The organism is Carboxylicivirga linearis (assembly GCF_018271995.1).
GTDB lineage: Bacteria > Bacteroidota > Bacteroidia > Bacteroidales > Marinilabiliaceae > Carboxylicivirga > Carboxylicivirga linearis.
The window spans coordinates 24,834-48,036 of sequence record NZ_JAGUCO010000006.1 but is presented as its reverse complement, the minus strand read 5'-3'; the positions used below and the strand labels follow the sequence as shown (position 1 = coordinate 48,036).

Below are 23,203 nucleotides of genomic sequence, written 5' to 3'. Positions count from 1 at the left end.
CTCCGATGGCCAGTCGGAGCTTTAATTTTTTATCTAATCTTCATCAATATTTCTCATCGTTAAAGAAATAGGATACATTTCTCGGTAAGCCTTTTGTTCTTCGTAGCTTAATTCCGCATAATTATCGCCCTGGAAGAAAGCCTTTTCTTTACGCAATGAATTGATAGTTTTATAAACCAGATCAATGGTTTTGATATAATCTTCATAACTGGTATTGTTACTGTAACTATATAGCATTACATATTTTTTATTGTCTCTTGCATGCTTACTTAGTTTGGAACCAAAGTCTTTATAATCTTTCTCAATCTCAAACAGAGCAATTCCTTTTTTGTCGAGATCAACATCTTCAATTAATATTGCATCCATCGGTGGTAATAAATTAAATAAGGCCATGTAATCAGTTCCGCTATGACCTTTTAATTTGGCCAGATAACCCAACTTTAAAGTGTTGGCTTTTCTGAGTGCTGTTTTAATCTGATCGACATATTCCATTTTGGCATCTTTGTCGATATTCATTAGCACTACCATTTTGGCCACCTTACTTTGATCTGCTGTAGATCTTAACTTTACCATAAAGTTTTCCAACTCAGAAAAACGAACCGATTTACCATCTACATTCAGTTTATCTCCGCTTAAAGTAATAGTGCATAACACCATTTCTTTTTTATACGGATTTAACTGTGTTGCGTAAGGTAGATTCAGCTTTTGGAATCCATCATCCATTAAGGTGTAAGAATTCTTTTCATCATTTCGGATATAAGTTACTTTATTATTTTTACCCCAGTCGATGATTAACTTATTGTTCTCAAGACTATAATTAACTTTCTCTTTAATTTTTTCATTACTAAGTATCAATTGTCTTTTTCTTGCATCCCATGAATAATCATTTATTACAATGTTATTATCACCGGTAGTTTTGAATGTAAGAAGTTCATCATTTTTAATTTCAACAAATTGAATAACATTAATTCCTGTTTCATTTGATATCCACGAACCAATTAGTTGATTGGATTTTTCTGCAACAGGCTGTTCGAAACTAAAATCTTCATTTCTGCTTGTCATATCTGTAAAAAAGAAGAAAGCAGCTAATAGTATAGGTACGATGGCAAAGGCTTTCAATTGAGCCCATTTGCCCGATTTATGTTTATTCATCATGGCTATTCGTTTTTTAATTGATAATAAATTAAAATTATTGACCAGCTCTACTGAGCGAATGCTGATTAACTGACTCAGTAATAGAGACTGATAATCAAATAAAGCATGTCCGTGCTCAACCACCTTTCGGTCGGCAATGTACTCGTGACAGGTTTTAATTGATTTCTGTATGCGCCATGTTAGTGGATTAAACCATTGGAAAATGGTTATGATGTGTGCCAATAGCAAATCCACTGAATGTTTATGTTCCACATGAACTTTTTCATGCGTTAGTACTTGTTCCAATTCTTCGGGTTTAAGTATGCCTGGATTAACAAAAATCCATTTCAGAAATGAGAAAGAAGGTACTTCATCCTGAATGAGTACCAGGTTCATCTTTTTACTTTTTTCAATTTTTGCTCTTGCCAGCATCTTTTTAATGCCTAACAATAAGTAGAATAACCGAAAGGTAAAGAACAGCACTCCCAGTATGTATATTGTTATCAGAATGCTTGAAATAGAGATGACTGATTTGCTTACCAACTGTTGAGGCAATGCCTCTTGTGGATCTTTAGCAACAGCTAACGGATCAGCAAGTGTTCCGGGATCAGTTAAAAGAATAAGGTGTTCGTAGTAATCTTTAATATTTCTTACACCATTGGCTGTTTCATGTAAATATCCCTGATTACCAATTTCAACGGGTATTGAAATAAGAGGTACTGTAAGTGCCAGTATCATTGATCCCAGCAGGTAAAATCGGTTGAATGTGAAATAGGTTTCTTTTCGAAAAAACACAATGTAGCCAAGGTAAAACAGGCTTAAGCACAATCCCGATTCAAACAGGTATATCAGAAAATCAGTCATTTTTTTCTTTTTTCAGTTCTTCAAGCATTTTTATTACTTCATTTACTTCTTCTATTTTGAGGTTTTTATTTTCGGAAAAGAAATTGACAACTTGTTTGAAAGAGTTATTGAAATATTTGTTAACCAAACGTCCCATCTGACCACTTCGGTAATCTTCTTTTGAAATTAATGGATAATACTCATAAGTACCACCGTACTTGGTGTACCCTACAATTTCTTTTTTTACCAGCACTCGCACAATTGTTGAAACACTGTTGTAAGGAGGTTTGGGATCGGGAAACTGGCTCTGGATATCTTTTACAAAGCCTTTTTCCAGCTTCCACAATATTTGCATTATATTCTCTTCTGCTTTTGTTAAAGTTATCATTTTAATACCAAGTTAGTTAATCAGCACTGTAAACTTACAACTTAAATTTAAGTTTGTCAACTTAAAAATAAGTTTAGTAACGTAATTTTAAGTTTTGTAGTTTTGATTTTAATAACGAAAGCCTTATTGTAAAAGGGATTAGCTTATGCAAATTATTTTTATATTTGATACTAATCTTAACTTAAATATGTAGAAAGATGAGTGATGTAAACAACGAAAAAATGGTAATTGCCTTTTCGGGTAACCCAATGGATGCTATTCAAATTAAGGAATTGTTGGAAAGCCATAATATTGAAGCCAGTGTGTTAAATGGTTATACCAGTACCATAGCTCCACATATTGTACCTGAAGCCAATGTTATGATTTTTCAGAAGGATATGGAGGAAGCTCAGGAATTAATGAAATACATGAGCTTAAATAACTAAATCTTCGGGATCTTCAATGGGTAGATCGCAGCTTTTGTTTTTGCATTGATAAATAAGTGTTTTATCCGATTGGTATCTATCTTTTAAAATATTCAGTTGAGTTTTAGAATTTGATGAACCGGCATAAATAGTGCCGGGCCTTAATTCCGTCTGTAACTCTTTTCGAAACATCTCAGCATTTGTACCGCATATAACCACTTCATTTCTTGCCTGCCGAAGTGATGATAGTAAAGCCCATTGCGCATAATAAGACGGATTTTTTTCTATCTGATCATGCATCTTGGTAATTAACATATCTGCAATGGTTTCGTAATCGGGTAGGTGAGTTATTTGCGAAAGTTGAATCAGATTCATAGTCATTGTACTTACTGAGGATGGTATTACATTATCCTGAATATCTGTTTTGCGGGCAATCAGTTTTTCACTTTTAGATGAAGTATAATAAAAGATTCCAATGGCTTCATCGTAAAAATGATCCATCACAAATTGAGTTGTATTCAATGCATCAAGTATATATTCTTCGTTAAAGGTGACTTCATAAAGCTTAATTAAAGCCTGAATGTAAAAGGCATAATCATCCAGGAAGCCTTCAATTTTACTGACTCCATTTTTTGATGACCGATGAATTGTACCATCCTTTTGCACTACTTTTGACCGTAGATAGTTAAAAGCTTTTTGGGCCGCAGTTAAGAATTTTTGATCGGACAAAGCTTGATAGGCATCACAAAATGAGATGATGGTCAGGGCATTCCACGAAGTAAGGATTTTATCATCCAGGCTTGGGCGAATACGTTTATTCCTTTCAATTAAAAGCATTCGTAGCATTTGCTGAATATTGCTTTCAAACTCTCGTGGTACAAGGGATTGATTTTCAGAATAAATGTTTCGAGGAGTAACTGCATGCAGAATATTTACTCCATCTTCCCAATTGCCATTTTCATTTATTGAAAAGTAACTGAAAAAGTATTTGTCATCACCAATTATCTCTTTTAATTCATTAAAACTCCAGGTGTAAAACTTACCTTCTTTTCCTTCGCTATCGGCATCCAAAGCAGAGTAAAAAGCTCCATCAACAGAAGTTAATTCGCGTTGAATAAATTCAAACGTTTCATTAATAATCCGTTTGTAATCAGGATTGCTACTAATTTTATAGGCATTACTATACAGCGATATTAATTGGGCATTATCATACAACATCTTCTCGAAGTGAGGAGCAAACCAATGCTCATCAACTGAGTATCGGGCAAAGCCGCCTCCAACCTGATCGTAAATTCCTCCTGAGGCCATTTTATCCAATGTTAGAAATGCAAAATCAAGCAATTCTTTGTTGTTTTTTATATATCCCAATTGTAATATTAATTCGAGAGATATTGGCATAGGAAATTTTGGAGCAGCCCCCAATCCACCGTTTATATTATCAAACCGGGTTTTAAGATTTGAAATGATTTCTGCTTCATCGGTCGACTGCGGCAGTATTGATAATTCTGGAAAATCCTGCTGGCGAATTCCTTCTGTAAGGTGTTTGGCCTGATCTATAATTTTATCTCTTTCGTTTTGGTATAAGTTACTTAGGGTTGTTAACACTTGTATCCATTGCTCTTTTGAGAAATATGTTCCACCCCAAACCGGTTGTCCATTAGGTAGGGCAAAACAGTTTAAAGGCCAGCCTCCTTGTCCGCTAATCATTTGTACAGCTTCCATATACACCTGATCAACATCAGGGCGTTCTTCCCTGTCTACCTTAATACAAACAAAATGTTGGTTCATGATATCAGCCACGCTTTCATCTTCAAAGGATTCATGTTCCATAACATGGCACCAATGGCATGCCGAGTATCCAACTGAAACCAGTATTAGTTTATCCTCATTTTGAGCTTTCTTAAAGGCTTCATCACCCCAGGGAAACCATTTGACCGGATTATGAGCGTGTTGAAGAAGATAAGGACTGGTTTCGGCAATGAGCTTATTTGGTTTCATAAAAGTTACTCTTTCTAGCAAAACATCATGATTGAAAGACTGTTCAAATAATGGTTGACAATGTGCTTAAAAAGGGCAATATTAAAGTTAAATTTGCGTGTAATATATTAAAGCAATAACTCATGAGACCTACCTTAATCATTATCATACTTATACTTCTTGCCGGATGTGTAGGATTGGACTATGATAAAATTTCGGATGAGGTAGTTTATGAGCCCGAAATTGCCTTGCCTGTGGGTTCCTTCGGATACCAGTTTAACAATGCTCATGAACTTCCCGGAGATATTCCACCTATTGGTGATTTAACTCCCATTGATGTGGTGCTGGAAGATACCTTGTTTTTTAGTTTAAATGAATCTTTTGAGTCGGAAGAATATATTAAAAGAGTCTATTTACATTATGATCTTGTAAACCGATACCCTGCCAAAGGAACATTGCGTTTTTATTATCTTGAGAATTTGGGAAGTGCCATAGAAATAACACCTGTTGATGGTATTCAGGTTGATGAGGCTGTTATTGATGAAAATGGCATTATTACAAAGGAATCAAAAGAAACATCTTTTATTGAGGTAACAGAGCATATTGATGGCTTATTGTCTGCTGATCAGATGATCATTGAGTTAGAGGTAAATGATCTGGTGCTTTCAAACATAGTAAGGCTAAATTTTAATAAATATTCAATTCAAACATCATTAGGAGTGAGGGTTGAACTTAATATTGAAAACTGATGAATAGTATTCTAAGAAGAGTTTTCATTTTAGGTAGTTTGTTGACTGTTGTGCAAATAGGTATGGCGCAGCAGAACCTTACTTTATTTTTAATGCACGAATTACCCCAGGCCAACTTTGTGAATCCGGCAGTTACTCCCAGATGCCCTGTTATAATTGGGATGCCTGGGCTTTCTTCTTTTCATACTAATTATTCAAATACAGCTTTTACGGTTCAGGAGTTATTTGAGGAAGAGAATGACTCGCTCTATTTTAATCCAGACAGAGCCATTCGAAATATGAAGGGGCATGAACTGGTTGGTGCTGAAACGCATTACACACCTCTTTATTTGGGTTTGTGGATAAAAAATACGTATTGGACATTTGCCTTAACTGAGAAGGTGTATACTTATAATACCTTTAATCAGAATACGGCTAAGCTGCTATGGGAAGGTAACTATCCGGCTTTTACAGGTAATGCGGCTTCATTAAACGGACTTCGATTAAATATGAATCATTACCGCGAATATGCAGTTGGTTGGGCTAAACAAACGGGTGAAAGGTTTCAATTAGGTATTAGGGGTAAACTGATTTTTGGTAAGGGAAATGTATATACTCCTCGCACTGAAGGTGGTTTATATACCGACGACCGCACTTTTGCTTTAGATATGGATTTGGAAACAAAGGTAAATACTTCTTTTCCATTGGAAGTATCAACTGATGAAGATGGTTATGTGACAGATATTGCTTTTCAGGAAGATATTGATTGGATGAGTTATATGATGAATAACCGTAATTTGGGTATAGGCTTTGATATTGGATTTGTTTATCAGTTGAATTCGCGAACTACATTATCAGGAAGCTTATTGGATGTTGGTTTTATTAACTGGACAAGTGATGTGAATAATTTTGAGTCGACAGGAACATTTAGCTATAGTGGAACCGATAGCGAAAGTGATTTTGATGATCCAGATTATATCTCAAATATTGGTGATAGTTTGCAAAATATTTTTGTGCCTCAGCCAAATGCTTCAGGTTATATTTCACCCCTTTTACCTCAAATGTATGTGGGATTAACTCGTGTTTTAACAGATCATATTAATGCAGGAGCTGTATTCCGTAACGAGTTCTATCGAAATCGTCTTCATCCCTCGTTTTCATTATCAGCTAATACCTTTGATTATAAAGTTCTCAATGCATCCTTATCATATTCAATGATAAATGGAGATTACTTTAACATTGGAGCTGGTGTTGGAGCTAAATTGGGACCGATACATATTCATGCTATCACCGATAACCTTTTCTCATTTTTTGATTTAAGCGATGCAAGAGGAATAAATCTAAGATTCGGAATCAGCATTATTCCGGGGTGTGATCCTAAAGACGAAAAGAAAAGGCAACCTAATAAAGGTATTCAGGCTCTGCCATGCTATTATAATCCTTACACAAAACATCGAAGAGCCTGGAGATAGTTATAAAAAAAAGCCGGAAGCAAATGACTCCCGGCTTGTATATCTTGAAGCTTGGTTCTATTCTTTCATTGATCTTTTATCACCAGCGTGACTTAATACCTGACCATTTAATAGCCCATTATACTGTGATTTGTCTCTTAAAAGCTCCTTGGCTTTAAATAATTCTTTATCTTCTTGCAAACCAACTAAAATGGCACCTTTTTGGTAATAATAGCGTTTGGTTATTTCAATGGCAAGTAATTCTTCAATCTCGTTTCTGAACAAATTAAGATCTTTCTCAATATCCAGTTTCAAGGTCTCTTCTAATTGCTTGAAATCATCTTCTGCTTTTGAATAATAATCTTCTTTCTTAGCAATCTCAATTAAGTCTTTTAATTTTTGCTGCGAACGTGATGTGTATTTGAAATCTTCCTGCACCTTCACATACTCAATAAATTGATTATAGGTTGCATCATCCACTTTGTATTCATTAGCCGGAGCAATGCTTTTGTTGTCAAGCACAAACTGAGTGGCATAATCAAATATGGTTTGTTGAGCAACTAAAGCAAATGTAATGCTTGAATATTTTGGAGCATCAACCAAGATATCCGGTGAAATACCACCACCATCATATACTTTTCGTCCTTTTAATGTCTCGTACTCCGAAATCAATGAATCAGGAACCAGTCCAACACTACCATCGTCGTTGCGGTGCGAATAATCAAGAGCCTGAATACATCTGCCCGAAGGAATGTAATATTTAGCGGTGGTTAATTTTAACTTAGCATTGTATGATAGGTTACGGGTAGTTTGAACCAAACCTTTACCAAAAGAACGTTGGCCAATAATAACAGCACGGTCTAAGTCCTGTAAAGCACCTGAAACAATCTCAGAAGCAGAAGCCGATCCTCTACTAATTAATACAGCCATTGGCATAACAGTATCAATAGGTTGACGAGTTGCTTTATATACTTTATCCCACTGTTTCACTTTACCTTTAGTGCTAACTACTTCCATTCCGCGAGGAACAAAAAGGTTAACGATTTTTACTGCTTCATCTAATAAACCACCAGGATTAGCGCGTAAATCAAGAATTACATTTTTAGCCCCTTGCTGATCTCTTAAATCAAGAAATGCCTTTTCTACCTCACGTGCACAGTCCTGAGTAAAGTTATTAAGTATAATTAATCCGGTTTCATCATCAACCATGCCGTAATAAGGAACAGCATTGATTTGAATCTTCTCGCGAGTTAATTCAAAAGTTAAAGGTTTCTTTTCGCCTGGGCGTTCAACCTTTATTTTTAATGAAGTATTGGCCGGTCCTTTTAGCATATCACTCACATCAGGTGTGCTTTTTCCAACCATGTTTTTACCATCAATTTCTAATATTTTATCTCCGGCAAGTAATCCGGCTTTAGCAGCAGGAAATCCTTCGTAAGGTTCGGCAATAACAACGTGCTCATCTCTTTTTGATATTAATGAGCCAATACCTGCATATTCGCCGGTTGTCATAAAGCGAAAATCCTCCATATCCGACTCCGGAATATAAGTAGTATATGGATCTAATGACTCAAGCATTTCGTTGATACTTGTAGTGACAAGTTCTTCGGGTTCTGTTTCATCAACGTAATAACTGTTCAGTTCGCGAAACAGGGTGTAGTAAATATCAAGGTTTTTAATGATTTCAAAATTACGCTTGTCATCATTAAAGCTATACAAACCAAAAAGCATTACGAAGACTACCGCAATGGTAGCTGTCCACTTTACTTTCGGCATTCTCACAAAATTCTTCATATACAATGCGTTTCTTTTCTTTTAATGACTTTAAGGGTAAATCAGATAAATAATATGGTTTTTTAATAAAGTCGTAAAAGCAAAGTTAATATTTCCGTTTAAAACCTTCGCTTTCAATGCTACTAATCTTACACTTTAACTCAAGTTTAACTTAGTTTTTATGTCACTTAGTTTAGAATCATTTAAAGGGATGGAATGTTGAAATGCCTTTTTATTATATTCCCTTTTTCATCACTTATACTAAGTGTATGATTTCCTTGTTGTGGCAATATCTCCATTTGATGAATATGACGAGTGCTACCTAAGTATTCATTATCCAAATGCCAAAATAATGTTTCGGAGCGGTTTTGATGTGATGCTTTACATACAATTCTACCGATGGAACCATCAATTTCTTTAGGAACCACCAACTGTGCTCCGGGTTTTGGGTAAATAATTTCTAATGGTGATTCATCGTTGGGTTTGCAGCCTGGTAGATAAGGAGGAAGCTTCTTGTAGCCGGGGTTTTTCGATTGAAAATACCACGCCATAACCGGAGGAAGAATCATCCATGATTCATTGCGGATTTGTGAAGCCGGATAACAATCGGCATTAACGCGGTATTTACCATCGTTTGAAAGATGCACAATCTTGTGATATGGGCAAACTGGTAAATCCTTTTCCACCAAAGGTACATACAAGGTATCTCGGTTAAAACAATTGATTGATGCTTTAAAACCAGTTTCTTTACAAACTTCTATCGGTTGAAGATCATCATACGGGATGTCGAACCAACTGGTTGGTTGCAATAAACGGTAAAGATCAAACATTACTGGTGCAGCAGCACTTCCTCCAATAATTGCAGGACGGCCTTCGCCAGATGCGTTACCAACCCATACTCCAATGGTATATTCAGGTGTAACACCAATGGCCCATGCATCTCTGTTTCCAAAGCTGGTTCCTGTTTTCCAGGCCACTTTTCTGCCAGAAGTAAAGTTCTCCCATCCAGCTTCGTTTTCGGGGCGCTGAACGTTGGTTAATGCTTCGAAAGTATGATAAATTGCCCCGGCTGATAAAGGTGGAAGAGTGTTGGTAGGGGTAGCAAGGTCATCAGCATTTGTTTTGATCCAAGCTGATTGATACGCATTAGCTTGATAAGTACTATTGTTATTTGTATAGTAGTTTAAAACGCCAGCCATTGAAGCATATGTTGAAGTTAATTCATAAAGGTTAGCTTCAGCACCACCCAGAATCAAAGATAATCCATAGTGCGAAGGAGCTTGATTAATGGTTGATATTCCTATTTTTTTAAGCAGAGTGTGAAATCGTTCCACCCTATAGTCGTCTAAAAGCCTTACGGCTGGTACATTCAGCGATCTGGATAAGGCTGTGTGAGCGGGCACAGCACCATCAAATTTTTCAGTATAATTCTTTGGAGCAAAGTCGCTGTAGTAGGTTGGAATATCGGCTACCAGCATCTTAGGAAGTAATATTCCATCATCCAGTGCAGCGGCATACAAAAAGGGTTTAAGAATACTGCCAGTACTTCGTGATGCTTGTATAATATCTACATCATGACCATATTCACTTGATTGCGAATTGCAATTACCAACATAAGAAAGCACTTGCTTCGATTGATTATCAACAATAATGGCTGCAATATTATGCACTTCGTTTTGTCGGTAGATTCGGTAAAACTTATCAACTATTTGGTTGCTTTGCTTCTGTAAGATATAGTTGATGCATGTTTGCATCGTGCCCTCACCATGCTGTTTCATCTGTTGGTGTAATAGGTGGGGCGTTAATTGTGGTAAGGCAATAGGCTTGTCAGGAAGAGGCTCTGCCAAAGATAAATAGTAGTCGGTTGAATCAATGGAATTATTATCCAATAATTTTGTTAAGAGACGATTGCGCTTCTCCAATAGACGTGATCGGTTTTTGCCGGGATGGATTAACGAAGGAGCATTGGGTAAGACGGCCAGTAAAGCCGATTCGGCCCACGATAATTGATGCGCAGGTCTCCCAAAATAGCGCCAGGCCGCGGCTTCCAATCCCACCACATTACCTCCAAATGGTGCATGAACAGAATACATTTGAAGAATCTCATCTTTTGAGCATCGTAGTTCCAGACGTGTGGCCTGAATTGTTTCAATCAGTTTATTAAAGAGGGTACGGTTGCGGTTGAACGCCAATCTGATCACCTGCATAGTTAGGGTACTGCCACCGCTTTTAATGCTTCCTGATTTTATATTCTGAAACAATGCCCGAGCCATAGATACGGGATTAAAACCCGGGTGATAGTAAAAATATTCATCTTCGAACAGAAGAATTGATTCCTTGAATTTATAAGGGATGGAATCAGCTGCTTCAAAGCGCCATTGACCGTCATTGGCAATATGAGCAGAAAGTAGTTTTCCATCTTTTGAGTTGATGCAGGTTGAATAAGTTGTGTCGAATAGAGTTTTAGGTAGGCACCAATAATAGGATATAGCCAACAGGCCAACTAATATCCATATGCCTTTTCTTTTTAATGACGACTCTCCTTTTTTCATGAAAGCCAAATTTAAGAGGAAAATAGAAAAAACCTAACAGAGATGCACCCTGTCAGGCTTTTCATTTTTTACCAACGGGCAACAATTGTAAACATCATATTCCGCCCCGGTGCATTAATGGCTGCTTTACCGCCACGCACTGAACGAGTCAGATGTTCGTAATACGTTTCATCCAACAAATTATTAATGCTGGCGTTGCATTGTAGGTGTTTGCTGATTTCATAGTTAATTGATAAATCAATCAGTTGAAAAGCGGGAGTCTCAGTCTCACCAAAGCTTGAAGCGATTCGATCCTGCTTCCAAACGTGCCTGTAAGTTAATTCGGGTTGAAGTTTGTTTTTAAGAAAATTACCGAATAAAGAATAACGCAAATCCATGGGTGGAATTTCTGGTAAGGCTTCATCCGTTTCATTATTATTACCATGTGTATAGGCCATGCTTAACCTGTGACTAATGGTTGAAGTGAATTGCTGGATCCAGGTTATTTCAAAACCTTTTAATACAGCTTTATCAATATTTATAAACTGACGAACGCCGGGGGCCGTTGCCATTTTAGGATTGATGTCATGTCTTATCTCTGAAGAAATAAAATCATTAACAGCAGCCATAAAGCCTGAAACCTGAACCTGAGTTGAAGCCTTTTGGTATTTAAGAATAACATCCAGCTGATTGTTTTTCTCGGATGATAATTCAGGGTTTCCAATCATTTCAAAGGGATCAACCCCAACCGGTAAAAAATTGATGTATCGTTCGGTTATGCTTCCACTTCGTTGGGCATGTCCTAACCATAACTCTGCTTCAAAAGACTTGTTCAGTTTTTTGCTTACACCCAGACTAAGTGAGGGATTGAAACTAGTGCTTGAAACTTCATTGTATAGCGATTCGAACATTTCGTCGGGTTTATTGGCATCCGCCTGATTATACTCGATACGACCGGCATAAATGAGTTTCCATTGATTTAATGGCTGTTGAAATTCAGCAAAAACACTTGCACGACTAACATATGCATCTTGCCATACATTATCAGTTACAGTATTACCTGAATTGGGCCCCATTAAGAACGTTCTGCTTCTTTCTCCTTCTGCCTCATCGCCTCTATAATCAGCACCCAGGTATAAGTGGTTAGTTCCCAACTGCCATTTTCCTTCGGTGCGTCCCCCATAGTTATAGGTTTTAGCATCTGTAACCGCATCTGCCATTCGAGGATCTATAATTTTATCATAGTTATCCATCAAATGATCAACAAATGTTGAGTAGAGACTGGTATTCCATTCTACCAACTTTTTATTAAAAGTAACAGTGTGATGCAGACTACCCAGCCAGGTATCATCTTTCCGTAAATCCATCGCAAGAGCTGGGAAATCAACATTCTTGGCATAGTTATGACTAATATTTAGCTTGATAATTTGATTGTCAGTTAGCTTAAATCCTGCAATGGCACCGATGTTATTTCTACTAAAGGAAGAAGGAACTTCATTTCCATCACCGTCTTTGTAATTATTGCCTGAAGAGGCAGCACCATAAAATTTAAGATTGTAAGCTGTTTGTTGAACAGCAATCAAACCTTCGCTTCGCCAGATACCTCCGTTACTTTCGTAGCTTCCGGATAACCTGCCCGATAGTGGACCATTGTTATTAAACTGAAATGGTTCCGTTTTAAAATTAATGGTACCGCCAATACCATTTCCAAAACGCAAGGAGTAGGGGCCTTTTAAAACAGTTATTTGTGATAACATATTAACCGGCATCTGACTGCTTGGCGGATCCATGCGATTGGGACAAGCTGCATTAGCACTTTGAGCTCCATCCATTATAATATTCAACTGATCGTATTTAAAGCCACGCAGAACTGGATCGAAACCATAACTTCCGCTTTTTCTGATTAATGAAACCTCTGGTAATTGTGATAAAACAGACGCTGCATCGTGCGATAACCGATTGTGATTATCAAATACAATAGTAAGTGAGTCGTTGGTTGTTTGATGAAGAGCGATAATACTTACCGGTTGTAATTCAAAATTATGCGCATTCCACAATAAGCTGCCAATTTTTAAAATTTCTGATAATTGATTTGGACTGATCGATAATTCACCATAGTTGATGTGTGATAAGTATAACGTTGATGAAGAGTCGTTTTTGATTTTAATTTCACCTTCTTTATTGGAAATGCCATGATGACTTCCGTAGCTGAAGGTAGCATTGATAACAGGAGTTTGTTGTTGCCCATCAAGTAGTTGTAACGTTTGGCTATATGACATAGCAAAGCATACAGATGACAACAACATCATAAGAATTAATCTTTTCATATTTGAATTGTATGTTGTTGAAACAATGTGTGCACATCAGTTAAAATGTGCTTTTTTAAATTCTATGTTTTAACAACAGTTTGGGAGGATGGAAAATATCCTTTGTAATCCTTAACATGTAAAAGATCTGATAAGATCCAAAGAGTACTTTTTGTGCTGTGTGTGAAGGATTGAATGAAATGATTCTATTGGGAAAGAAATCAATCAATACTTTTCGCTGACTTTCTTCAGGTAGGTTGGTTTCCTGATTGTTTTGTTTGGTTAATTCCTTTTTTAAGTGACAGCAACCCTGGCATGTATTATCTTCAATCTCTTTCTGAATACACAGATTTTGAGCAATGTAATTCTGGTTTATTTTAAATATCAACAATGTAAAGCTGTAATGCAACGAAGCAGTAAGACTAATTGCTGAGAGAAATATGACCAGAACTTTTTTCAAAATGTGGATGCGTTTTGTTTTTAACAATAACTTATACCGATTGTTTGCCTGTTAATTATAAGTCATCTGGCTGAAACCTTAAAACTTCTGTCTTTTGTGGTCTTTTTTCTCGCAAAAAGTGAGAATGATCTGGGAACAAGCGACATCATTGTAACTTTTTCGAAAGATCGTCTTGCGAAAATGCTTAACTGCCTGAGTTTTTATGTCGAAGTTGTATGATTTTCAGAAAAAATTTCATCTTTTGGGGAGAAGCTTATCTGAAAAAGCCAGGAGTTTGAAGCAATTTCATTAAAAAACCTGCTAAAAAATCAGAGTTTCGAGCAAAAAAGCCTGATGATTGAAAGAAATTCGTTCGAATTTTCACTAAAACGAAAGATGATCGTCCGAAGAAGTCAGACTATTGGCATTTTTTAACTAACCATTTGTGGTTAACTATATGTTGGGGTATTGAAAAGTTTATTCGCCAATAATACAGTATTTTATGTTTAAATAAGATCGTGTATTTAATTGAATATAATAGGTTGAACTAAGAAATTTTAACAATTATTTGGGATTGTTCAGCCTTGTGAAGGCATCTATTTTTGCATTGATAAACACAGCAGTATCATTTTTCCACTTATCAATGAAAAAAAATTTCAGAACAACATTATTACTAACAATTTATATTATCATGTCTAATACACATGTATTTAGCCAGGCCGATTATGAAAAAGAAAAGCCTGCCGACTTACATACTTTTAGAATGATTGATGCAAAAGATGGAAGTGTTGTGTGCAATTCTCATATATGCATTCAATTAATGGATAATAGAGCGTGTCATGTAGTATCAGATAATGAGGGATATGCTAAACTTGATATGTCTAAACTAACTGCCGGCATGGTTGTAATTTCATCAATTGGGTATGTTACTAAATATGTATCAATTGAAGAACTGGGTAAAGTAAATGAAGTTCTAATGGAGCCAGACGTTTTTGATTTGGATCAGATAGTGGTTACAGGAACAAATACCCCTACACGTGCCGACAGTTCAATATTTAAGGTGAAAGTAATTACCGGGAAGAAAATTGAACAACTAGGTGTTGTTACCTTAAATGAATTACTGTTGGCGGAAGCAAATATTCGTATAACATCAGATTTGATTTTAGGTAGCCAGATTGAAATGCTTGGTATGGGTGGATCAAGTGTAAAAGTAATGATTGATGGTGTACCTGTTATTGGCCGCATAGACGGAAACGTGGATTTGAGTCAGATTAACCTGGCCAATGTCAAGCAGGTAGAAGTGGTTGAAGGCCCCATGTCGGTTATATATGGAAATAATGCATTGGCCGGAACCATTAATATAATCACACAAAATAATAGCTATTATAAATGGTTGGCCGAGGCAAATGCCTATGCTGAGAGTGTTGGGCGTTTTGTAAGTAATGCCAACGCAGCTTTTAAAACGGGTAATCATTCTATTACTGCCGAAGGAGGATATGAGTATTTCAACGGAGTAGATTTTGATAAGTCTGATCGGCAAATGAATTGGAAACCCAAAAATACCAAGCGAGCTAATGCCGGTTATACATTTCATAAAAATGAACTTCAGGTAAATGTCAATCTCAGGTTATTTGGCGATGAGCTGCATAATAAGAGTAATATCTCCGGTACGAGGGTGTACGACACCTATTATTTTACCAACAGGTATGATTTTTCGGGAGGATTACAAAATACATTTAATAAAAAGCACCATTTAAATATGGTAGCTGCCTATAACTATTACGATCGTTCGTCGCAAGCAGTGAATAAGGATTTGGCCAACGGAGAAGAAACCAAAGGCGAAAAGCTTAGTTCGCAGAAAGCAACTCAGCAAATGATGAGAGCCATTTACGGAACTTCCATTTATCCGGGGGTGCTAAGCATGCAAGGTGGAGTGGATGTAAACTACGAAACATTTGAAGGTGAAAGGGTAATCGATAAATCACAAAGCATTGGTGATTATGCATTTTTTCTTAATCTTAATTATAAGCTCTCTGATCATTTTGAATTGCAACCCGGACTTCGATACAGTTATAATTCAGGATATGATGCGCCCGTTGTATACTCAATCAATACCAAGTGGCATGTGGGTGATGCTCTTAATTGGCGTGCATCCTTTGCGCATGGCTTCAGAGCTCCCGAATTAAAAGAGCTGTATTACGACTTTGTGGATTCTAATCACGAGATTTATGGTAATCCGGATCTGACTGCAGAATCGTCGTACAATGTGAATACGTCGGTAGATTATTCAATACAAAAGAATAAGCATCATTGGCGTTTTAGCTTATCAGCTTATTATAATGATGTTGATGATATGATTTCGTTGGTGCAGGATGAAAACAGCACCCAATATGTCTATCAGAATATAACCGAATATCAATCTACAGGAAGTGATATAAGCATTAATTACGGAATTAGTAATTTTCTTACCATGCGCGCTGGTTATGGTATAACAGGTCGTTACAATAGTTACACAGAGCAAAACGGTTCTGATGAATTTAATATTACAAACGATTTGTTTGGTGGTTTTAAGCTAACCGAAGAAAAAACTCAAACTACCTTATCTGCCGATTACAAGTATAATGGCGCTATTCCTTATTTCTATTCAAATTCTGATGGAAATATAACGGAGGGAAAACAAGACGCTTATCATACTTTCAATCTCTCCGTGATGAAATGTTTTTACCAAAACAAACTAAAGCTTACGATGGGGGCCAAAAACTTGCTGGATGTTACCAATGTTAACAGGCCGTCTAGTGGAGGAGCTCACTCAAGTGGTGCGGGTATCCCCATTTCTTACGGTAGATCCTTCTTTATCAATTTGAAATATCGTTTCACACATTTATAAATAATAACAATTAAAATAATATATGATGAAAAAGCTACTATTGATGATGGCCGTTGTTGCTTTATTTGCAGCCTGCGACGATGATGAAACCATAGATGTTAAAGACTATGGAATGAAAACAATTGAAGCTGACCTGGGGTATAATACTTCTGCCGGCGTTAGTTATACCAGTCAGGTATACATTAAGTTAGGAGAAGAATCTCCAGTGTCGGAAGGAGAATACGATACGGATAGCTGGACAAGCTTTAACCTTTGTGAAGGGGTTGATGGTGAAGAATACAATGTTGAAACAACTGTAACAGGTTGGGATATTGTTTTTACTTCGTATCGACTTAATTTAGGATCCAGTGCTGAACCTTATCCCTATGATGTTGCAGGTGCTTTGGTTAGTTCTGATTGTCAGGTTGCATTTGTAGAATTTACTGAAAGTGAAGATGCAGATGCGATTGCAGAATCGTTTGCTAATTTAACTTTAACCGATATAGCTGATGCAGTCTATAATAGTGAAATGGACGCCATCGGATATGATTGGAAGAGTTTTGATATGAACTCTATGCTCTATGAAGTAAATAGCCATTACTTCTATTTTATCAAATTCGAAAACGGTGATGTTTATAAATTGCGTTTCACAGGTTTTTACGGTGCAACAACTAGCGATCGTGTAATTAATGCGGAATATGCTTTAATGCAATAAAATTCTTTTTTATACTATCGGGTTTTTGGAAGCCCCCCTGAATTATGAGAGTCCTTGCTTTATCTGTTCCGGATAAAGCAAGGCTTTTATAATAAAAGTTCAATCAACAAATATCCAACTCAATTTGAATATGAAAACAAAAAAACTGATAGGTTCATTAGTCGGTATTGTTATAATAGTAGCGGCTTTTAGTGTATGGGGGAGGTACTATTCTCCTACCAAAGTAGCCTTAATAAATTATCCTGAGTTCATGTCTTCTAAAATGGCCGGGGCAAACGAAAATAGTTTCGTTAAAATCGATATTTTAGAGCAGAAAGATTTATCTGATCTTAAAAAGTACGATATGCTCTTATTCTTTGGGATGGGATTAAAATTGACCGAAGAACAGTTAGAGTATGTCCATCAAACCGCTAATGAAGGTGTAGCAATGAATCTTTGGGGAGCTACAACCAAAGGATTAAATATTACCAATATTACCGGTGATACAGCCAGAGTTGTTGAATCTTACCTCGACAACGGAGGAAATAAAAACTATCGTAACCTGTTTAATTATATTCGAACTGTTATTGATGGAAAAACAACCTTTACACAACTTATCGATACTGCACTCACAATTCCCTCAAATGCTTTGTTTTATATCGATGAAGAGGTAGCACTTGAAAATGTAAAGGATTTTGAATCCTATTGTGTGAAACAAGGTGTTCACAAGCCAGGATATAAAAAAATTGCACTACTGACCAGTATACCGGGGCCCTTTAATTCAAATCGAGGCTACCTTAATAGCTTGATTCATGAACTGGAAGAGCGTCAATATAACGTTTATCCGGTTGCCGGTTTTTCCGGTCGTTTAAAGTATATGAAAGAGATATCGCCCGACCTGATTATCTATATTCCTCATGGGCGTTTATCTATGGGTGGTGGTAATGCCGGAGGGATTACTCAATGGCTTCAAAATCAAAATGTGCCTGTTCTATGTCCGATAATGGTTCATCAGCGATACGAAGATTGGCTTGATGATAAAAAAGGTATGCAAGGTGGGTTGCTCTCACAAAGTGTTACCATGCCAGAGTTCGATGGCGGAATTGCTCCATATGCCTTATTTGCAGAATTTGAAGATGAGAAAGGGCATTTGATTTTTAAAGCCATACCCAACCGATTAAAGAAATTTGGCGAGATGGTTGATAAATATACATATCTGGCCGATGCCGCTAATGTTGATAAGAAAGTGGCCATTGTGTATTTTAAAGGCCCCGGAAAAAATGCTTTGGTAGCGGCCGATATGGAAGTGCTTCCGTCGCTACACAATGTATTGCTACGTATGCAGAAAGAAGGTTATAATCTGGGGGATTTACCTGCCGACTATAGCAGCTTTGAAAAGCGTGTGATGAAAGAAGGTCCGGTTTTGGGACCGTACGCCGATGGTGCTTTTGATACTTATCTTCAAACAGGCAATCCGGCTTTAATAACAGCCGACCAATATGAGCAGTGGTGCGAAGAAACATTACCATCTGAAATCTATCAGGATGTGGTGGATCGATACGGAAAAGCTCCCGGAAACTATATGTCGGTATACCAAAACGGAAAGGATCATATTGCTGTCGGACGGGTCCAATTTGGTAATGTAGCAATAGTTCCTCAACAGTTGCCGGGACTGGGCAATAATACGTTTGCCTTGGTGCATGGAGCTAAGGTTGCTCCTCCGCATACATATATCGCTCCGTATTTGTGGATTCAAAAAGCCTTCGAGGCCGATGCCATTATGCATTTTGGCACACACGGTAGTTTAGAATTTACTCCGGGCAAGCAAATTGCTTTATCGGATTACGATTGGACAGATCCTTTAATCGGTAATACGCCGCACGGATATGTTTATACCATAAGTAATATTGGTGAAGCTATGATTGCCAAACGACGCTCTTATGCTGCTACACTTGAGCATCTTACACCTCCCTTTATCGAAGCCAAGGCTTTGAGTAATTCACAATTGCTTGTGCAAAAAATGGATACATGGTCGCAGTCAAAAGGAGCCATCAGGCAAGAGTATGCTTTATCTGCAAAAAAAATGTTTGTTGATGAAGGAATGCATCTTGACCTGAATTTGAATGATGATTTATCCATTCCTTACACTGAGGATGAGATGCATAAAATAGAGGCATACCTGGCCGAGCTTCAGCACGAAAAAGTGGCAGGAGGCTTGTATACCTTAGGCATACCATACACTCCTAAATTATTGGATGAGACAGTTCTGATGATGCATATTGATGCATTGGCTTTTGCTATGTCGGAATATGATTTTGAGCGTGGAGCCGTAGATCGAAAACAACTCAACGATGAAGTTTATTTCAGAAAAACATACCTGAAACCGTCAACACAATATGTACAGAGCGTTATTAAGGGGCATGATGAAGATGCTGTAAGGAAAAAGATTGTGGCTACAGCTGATTACAAAAAAGCTATGGATTTTAAGGCCGAGCGTGCCCGCTTAAAAAAAGAAACGGATGCAAAAAAAATGGCTATGATGAAAGCCAAAAAAGAGAAAGCAGCAACTCATAAGCATTCGACTAATGGAAAGCATGACTCAGCTAAAGAACAGAAGGTTAAAAAAGCAATTAAGAAACCGGAAGATGTGGATGCCAGTAGTGGAGCTACTCCTAAAGTACCTGAAGCTGACCCTAAAGAACAGTCTTTTGCCAATGCTGTGTTAGCGATTGAAAACACCTTATACGATATCAATAAAAAGAAGAAACAACTGGCTCAAAGTCCCGAGGGTGAGATGGTAAGTATTTTAAACTTTTTGGATGGCGGTTATATTCGTCCTAATTCAGGTGGTGATCCTATTGCTAATTCATCTGCCGTACCTACAGGTTTTAATGTTTATTCGATTAATGCCGAAAATACCCCAACCAAAGAGGCCTGGAAGGTTGCCAAAAAACTTACGGATCAGTTATTGGAAGATTATAAGAAGAAGCATGACGGAGTTTATCCTCAAAAAATCAGTTTCACACTGTGGGCCGGAAGCTTTATCGAATCGGAAGGAACAACCATTGCACAAATTCTTTATATGATGGGAATTGAACCCATATGGACTCCTCGCGGTAAGGTAAATGATATACGTCTTATTAGTGAAGAGGAGTTAGGTCGCCCACGTATTGATTTAGTGGTTCAAACCTCCGGTCAATTGCGCGATTTGGCTGCATCACGCCTGTTTATTATTAATCGTGCCGTTGCAATGGCTGCCGATGCTCAGGATGGTGATAACCTAATTAGCAAAGGCATGAAAGACGCAGAGAAATATCTGATTGATAAAGGTTATTCGCCTAAAGAAGCACGGGAAATGTCGAAGCATCGCGTTTTCGGGGGGGTAAACGGTAATTACGGGACAGCTATTATGGGTATGGTTGAAAAAAGTGACAGCTGGGATAGTACCTCTGTTGTAGCTAAAACCTATTTAAATAATATGGGTGCTGTTTACGGAACTGAAGATAATTGGGGCGATTTTGGTAAGAACGTTTTTGAAGCTGCTTTACTGAATACCGAGGCAGTGGTACAACCTCGTCAGAGTAACGCTTGGGGTGCTTTAAGTCTCGACCATGTGTATGAATTTATGGGAGGGATAAACCTGGCGGTTAAAGAAGTAACCGGAAATGACGCTGAAAGCTATTTTAATGATTTCAGGAATAGTAATAAGCCTCGTGTAATGGGACTGAAAGAAACCATTGGAATTGAAAGTAAAACAACCTTGCTTAATCCGCGGTATATTCAAGAACATATGAAAGGAGGAGCTTCTTCAGCTGAAGTGTTTGCTGAAACGTTTCGTAATACTTTTGGATGGAATGTGATGAAAGAAAGTGTTATTGAAGATCGCTTATGGGATGATTTGTATGAGGTGTATGTCGAGGATAAATACAAATTGCAGGTACAAGACTTTTTTCGCAATAAAAACCCATATGCATTACAGGAAATGACTGCCATAATGCTGGAAACCGTTCGTAAAGGAATGTGGGAGGCTACCCCTGAACAGGTTCAGAAAATGGCCGCAATGCATGCCAACCTGGTTACAAATTACGAAGCGGGATGTAGTGGTTTTGTCTGTGATAATGCTAAGCTTCGTCTTTTTATTAATAATCAATTGCCTGAAGACAAGCAACAGGCTTATAATCGTGAGATAGATAAGGTTCTTGAACCCGTTAGTAAAGAAAGTAATGATAACGTTGTACTAAAAAAAGAAGAAGACCAGAAAGTGCAACCTCAAAAAGCAGAGCTGAAAAAGTTATCAGCTAATACAACTATTGTTATAGCAGTTTTAGCATTACTGGTTTTATTAGCATTGTTTATTCGACTTCGAAGAAAGTAATGGAAACAATAATCATCATACTTTTTATTTTAGCCACCCTGGTTTTCGGAATTCAGCTTAGCTTTTTCTCAAAGCCGGGGGTACTTCTTGCATGGTTATCTATTGTTGGTATATATACTTGGGGAATGCATACTGTAGCCATTGAACAGAGTTATGATTTACTCAGGAGTCATTTACAAAATAATGACCGAATGATCGATTTTGTGGTTTTTTTGGTGATCGATGCCATATTAGGAGCTTTGCTGGCCATTTATATGATACGCAATCATTATGGTGAAAAAGTAAAGAGGTTTTTTAAATTCAGTATTTATTTCCCCGGTTTGATTGTATTTCCTGCACTGTTTTACTTCGAAAGCCTCATTTATTTGAACATATCGGGTATCGATTTTAAAGTGATGGCAATAGCAATAGCAATCATTTTTATTGTGGCAATAGGTGGTGTTCAACTGTTGTTTCGAAAAAGCATGCCTGAAGTGGAACTACGCATCGAAATGAAATTTTTTATGCACATTTTTCAGTTAATGGGAGCAATCATACTATCAATTAAATATCTGGGACTTCCGGTTACAAAATCTCCCGATCATAACATTTATAGCTTCGAATATATCTTCATATTAGTAGCTGTTGTTGCAATTATTGCACTGGGCGTTGTATGGAAGTGTTTTCAAATAAAAAGAAAAATAACACATTTATAATGGAACAAATAACACAATTATTATATTGGATATCTACAGGACTTATGATACCTGTAATGGTATTGCTGTTGATATTTTTTATTCGCGCACTTATGCTTATCGGTTCATTTTACAGCATTTATGTTCAGAAGCTTAAATTTAATAAAGAGATGAAGAGTGTCTTTGATAAGTTGAATTCGAAGAATGTGAGAGATGAACTGCAGGAGAGAAGTCAGCATGTAAAATTACTGTCTTTTGCTTACCTCAGTAAGGTAATGAGGGTTGAACCAACCGAAACACACTATCATAAAGTTTTAAACGATTTTGAAATTGAGTGTCAGAAAGATTTATCCGGAAGTCAGACCTTGGCAAAATTGGGACCTATTTTAGGTTTGATGGGAACCTTAATTCCTATGGGGCCTGCCCTTGTAGGACTAGCTTCGGGTGATATTGCATCCATGGCCAGTAATATGCAGGTTGCTTTTGCTACCACCGTTATTGGTTTGTTGATAGGTGCTGTGGGTTTTATTATTCTTCAGATTAAAAGACGATGGTATGCTACAGATATCAACAATCTTGAGTTTGTAGTAGAGTTACTAAAGAAAGAGAAGTAAGTAAAC

At 37.2% G+C, this 23,203-nt stretch carries 15 protein-coding genes; 8 read left to right on the top strand and 7 right to left on the bottom strand.

Annotated elements, in window-relative coordinates; translation table 11 throughout:
• Positions 1–33: 33 nt before the first annotated feature.
• Together KEM10_RS10405 and KEM10_RS10400 are read right to left on the bottom strand one after the other, a co-directional pair.
• Entirely contained in the window at positions 34–1,998 is a 1,965-nt protein-coding gene (locus tag KEM10_RS10405) for a M56 family metallopeptidase (protein WP_212215934.1), read from the bottom strand.
• The gene (locus KEM10_RS10400; RefSeq protein WP_212215933.1) at positions 1,991–2,365 is read right to left on the bottom strand and encodes a BlaI/MecI/CopY family transcriptional regulator; all 375 of its coding nucleotides are present in this window, start codon (positions 2,363–2,365) and stop codon (positions 1,991–1,993) included. The genes KEM10_RS10405 and KEM10_RS10400 overlap by 8 nt, the downstream gene beginning before the upstream one ends.
• Before the next feature lie 197 nt (positions 2,366–2,562).
• Here KEM10_RS10400 and KEM10_RS10395 point away from each other — a divergent pair, with 197 nt between their 5' ends.
• Positions 2,563–2,790, top strand: coding sequence for a putative signal transducing protein (locus KEM10_RS10395; RefSeq protein WP_212215932.1), 228 nt, complete (start codon positions 2,563–2,565; stop codon positions 2,788–2,790).
• Here the strand turns inward: KEM10_RS10395 and KEM10_RS10390 are convergent.
• The gene (locus KEM10_RS10390) at positions 2,779–4,767 is read right to left on the bottom strand and encodes a thioredoxin domain-containing protein (protein WP_212215931.1); all 1,989 of its coding nucleotides are present in this window, start codon (positions 4,765–4,767) and stop codon (positions 2,779–2,781) included. The genes KEM10_RS10395 and KEM10_RS10390 overlap by 12 nt on opposite strands.
• A gap of 122 nt (positions 4,768–4,889) precedes the next feature.
• Here KEM10_RS10390 and KEM10_RS10385 point away from each other — a divergent pair, with 122 nt between their 5' ends.
• Positions 4,890–5,495, top strand: coding sequence for a hypothetical protein (locus KEM10_RS10385; protein WP_212215930.1), 606 nt, complete (start codon positions 4,890–4,892; stop codon positions 5,493–5,495).
• Positions 5,495–6,946 carry a DUF5723 family protein gene (locus KEM10_RS10380; RefSeq protein ID WP_212215929.1) on the top strand — a complete coding sequence of 484 codons (1,452 nt, stop codon included), beginning with the start codon at positions 5,495–5,497 and terminating at the stop codon, positions 6,944–6,946. Before KEM10_RS10385 ends, KEM10_RS10380 begins: the two co-directional genes overlap by 1 nt.
• 57 nt (positions 6,947–7,003) lie before the next feature.
• Here KEM10_RS10380 and KEM10_RS10375 read toward each other — a convergent pair whose 3' ends face one another.
• The 4 genes from KEM10_RS10375 to KEM10_RS10360 form a co-directional block, all read right to left on the bottom strand.
• Entirely contained in the window at positions 7,004–8,701 is a 1,698-nt protein-coding gene (locus KEM10_RS10375) for a S41 family peptidase (RefSeq protein WP_244825751.1), read from the bottom strand.
• A gap of 200 nt (positions 8,702–8,901) precedes the next feature.
• Entirely contained in the window at positions 8,902–11,250 is a 2,349-nt protein-coding gene (gene pbpC / locus KEM10_RS10370; RefSeq protein WP_212215927.1) for a penicillin-binding protein 1C, read from the bottom strand.
• A gap of 68 nt (positions 11,251–11,318) precedes the next feature.
• Positions 11,319–13,556: a TonB-dependent receptor domain-containing protein gene (locus tag KEM10_RS10365; RefSeq protein ID WP_212215926.1), complete on the bottom strand. Its 2,238-nt coding sequence runs from the start codon at positions 13,554–13,556 to the stop codon at positions 11,319–11,321.
• 55 nt (positions 13,557–13,611) lie between these two features.
• Positions 13,612–13,995, bottom strand: coding sequence for a hypothetical protein (locus tag KEM10_RS10360; RefSeq protein ID WP_212215925.1), 384 nt, complete (start codon positions 13,993–13,995; stop codon positions 13,612–13,614).
• A 670-nt stretch (positions 13,996–14,665) separates the two neighbouring features.
• Here KEM10_RS10360 and KEM10_RS10355 point away from each other — a divergent pair.
• The 5 genes from KEM10_RS10355 to KEM10_RS10335 all read left to right on the top strand — a co-directional run bounded on the left by KEM10_RS10355 (position 14,666) and on the right by KEM10_RS10335 (position 23,197).
• Positions 14,666–16,861 (top strand): TonB-dependent receptor plug domain-containing protein, encoded by a 2,196-nt coding sequence (locus KEM10_RS10355; RefSeq protein ID WP_212215924.1) that lies wholly within the window; start codon positions 14,666–14,668, stop codon positions 16,859–16,861.
• Positions 16,862–16,886: 25 nt separating this feature from the next.
• Positions 16,887–17,555 carry an HmuY family protein gene (locus KEM10_RS10350; RefSeq protein WP_212215923.1) on the top strand — a complete coding sequence of 223 codons (669 nt, stop codon included), beginning with the start codon at positions 16,887–16,889 and terminating at the stop codon, positions 17,553–17,555.
• Between the two features lie 130 nt (positions 17,556–17,685).
• A complete protein-coding gene (locus KEM10_RS10345; protein ID WP_212215922.1) occupies positions 17,686–21,909 on the top strand; it encodes a cobaltochelatase subunit CobN in 4,224 nt (1,407 codons plus the stop codon).
• On the top strand, positions 21,909–22,604 hold the full coding sequence (locus tag KEM10_RS10340; protein ID WP_212215921.1) for a hypothetical protein: 696 nt from the start codon (positions 21,909–21,911) through the stop codon (positions 22,602–22,604). The genes KEM10_RS10345 and KEM10_RS10340 overlap by 1 nt, the downstream gene beginning before the upstream one ends.
• Positions 22,604–23,197, top strand: coding sequence for a MotA/TolQ/ExbB proton channel family protein (locus KEM10_RS10335; protein ID WP_212215920.1), 594 nt, complete (start codon positions 22,604–22,606; stop codon positions 23,195–23,197). The genes KEM10_RS10340 and KEM10_RS10335 overlap by 1 nt, the downstream gene beginning before the upstream one ends.
• Positions 23,198–23,203: the final 6 nt, after the last annotated feature.

Coding starts and splice junctions, on each gene's coding strand:
- KEM10_RS10405 (WP_212215934.1), bottom strand. CDS start 1,998: ATGACTGATTTTCTGATATACCTGTTTGAATCGGGATTGTGCTTAAGC.
- KEM10_RS10400 (WP_212215933.1), bottom strand. CDS start 2,365: ATGATAACTTTAACAAAAGCAGAAGAGAATATAATGCAAATATTGTGG.
- KEM10_RS10395 (WP_212215932.1), top strand. CDS start 2,563: ATGAGTGATGTAAACAACGAAAAAATGGTAATTGCCTTTTCGGGTAAC.
- KEM10_RS10390 (WP_212215931.1), bottom strand. CDS start 4,767: ATGAAACCAAATAAGCTCATTGCCGAAACCAGTCCTTATCTTCTTCAA.
- KEM10_RS10385 (WP_212215930.1), top strand. CDS start 4,890: ATGAGACCTACCTTAATCATTATCATACTTATACTTCTTGCCGGATGT.
- KEM10_RS10380 (WP_212215929.1), top strand. CDS start 5,495: ATGAATAGTATTCTAAGAAGAGTTTTCATTTTAGGTAGTTTGTTGACT.
- KEM10_RS10375 (WP_244825751.1), bottom strand. CDS start 8,701: ATGCCGAAAGTAAAGTGGACAGCTACCATTGCGGTAGTCTTCGTAATG.
- pbpC (WP_212215927.1), bottom strand. CDS start 11,250: ATGAAAAAAGGAGAGTCGTCATTAAAAAGAAAAGGCATATGGATATTA.
- KEM10_RS10365 (WP_212215926.1), bottom strand. CDS start 13,556: ATGAAAAGATTAATTCTTATGATGTTGTTGTCATCTGTATGCTTTGCT.
- KEM10_RS10355 (WP_212215924.1), top strand. CDS start 14,666: ATGTCTAATACACATGTATTTAGCCAGGCCGATTATGAAAAAGAAAAG.
- KEM10_RS10350 (WP_212215923.1), top strand. CDS start 16,887: ATGAAAAAGCTACTATTGATGATGGCCGTTGTTGCTTTATTTGCAGCC.
- KEM10_RS10345 (WP_212215922.1), top strand. CDS start 17,686: ATGAAAACAAAAAAACTGATAGGTTCATTAGTCGGTATTGTTATAATA.
- KEM10_RS10340 (WP_212215921.1), top strand. CDS start 21,909: ATGGAAACAATAATCATCATACTTTTTATTTTAGCCACCCTGGTTTTC.
- KEM10_RS10335 (WP_212215920.1), top strand. CDS start 22,604: ATGGAACAAATAACACAATTATTATATTGGATATCTACAGGACTTATG.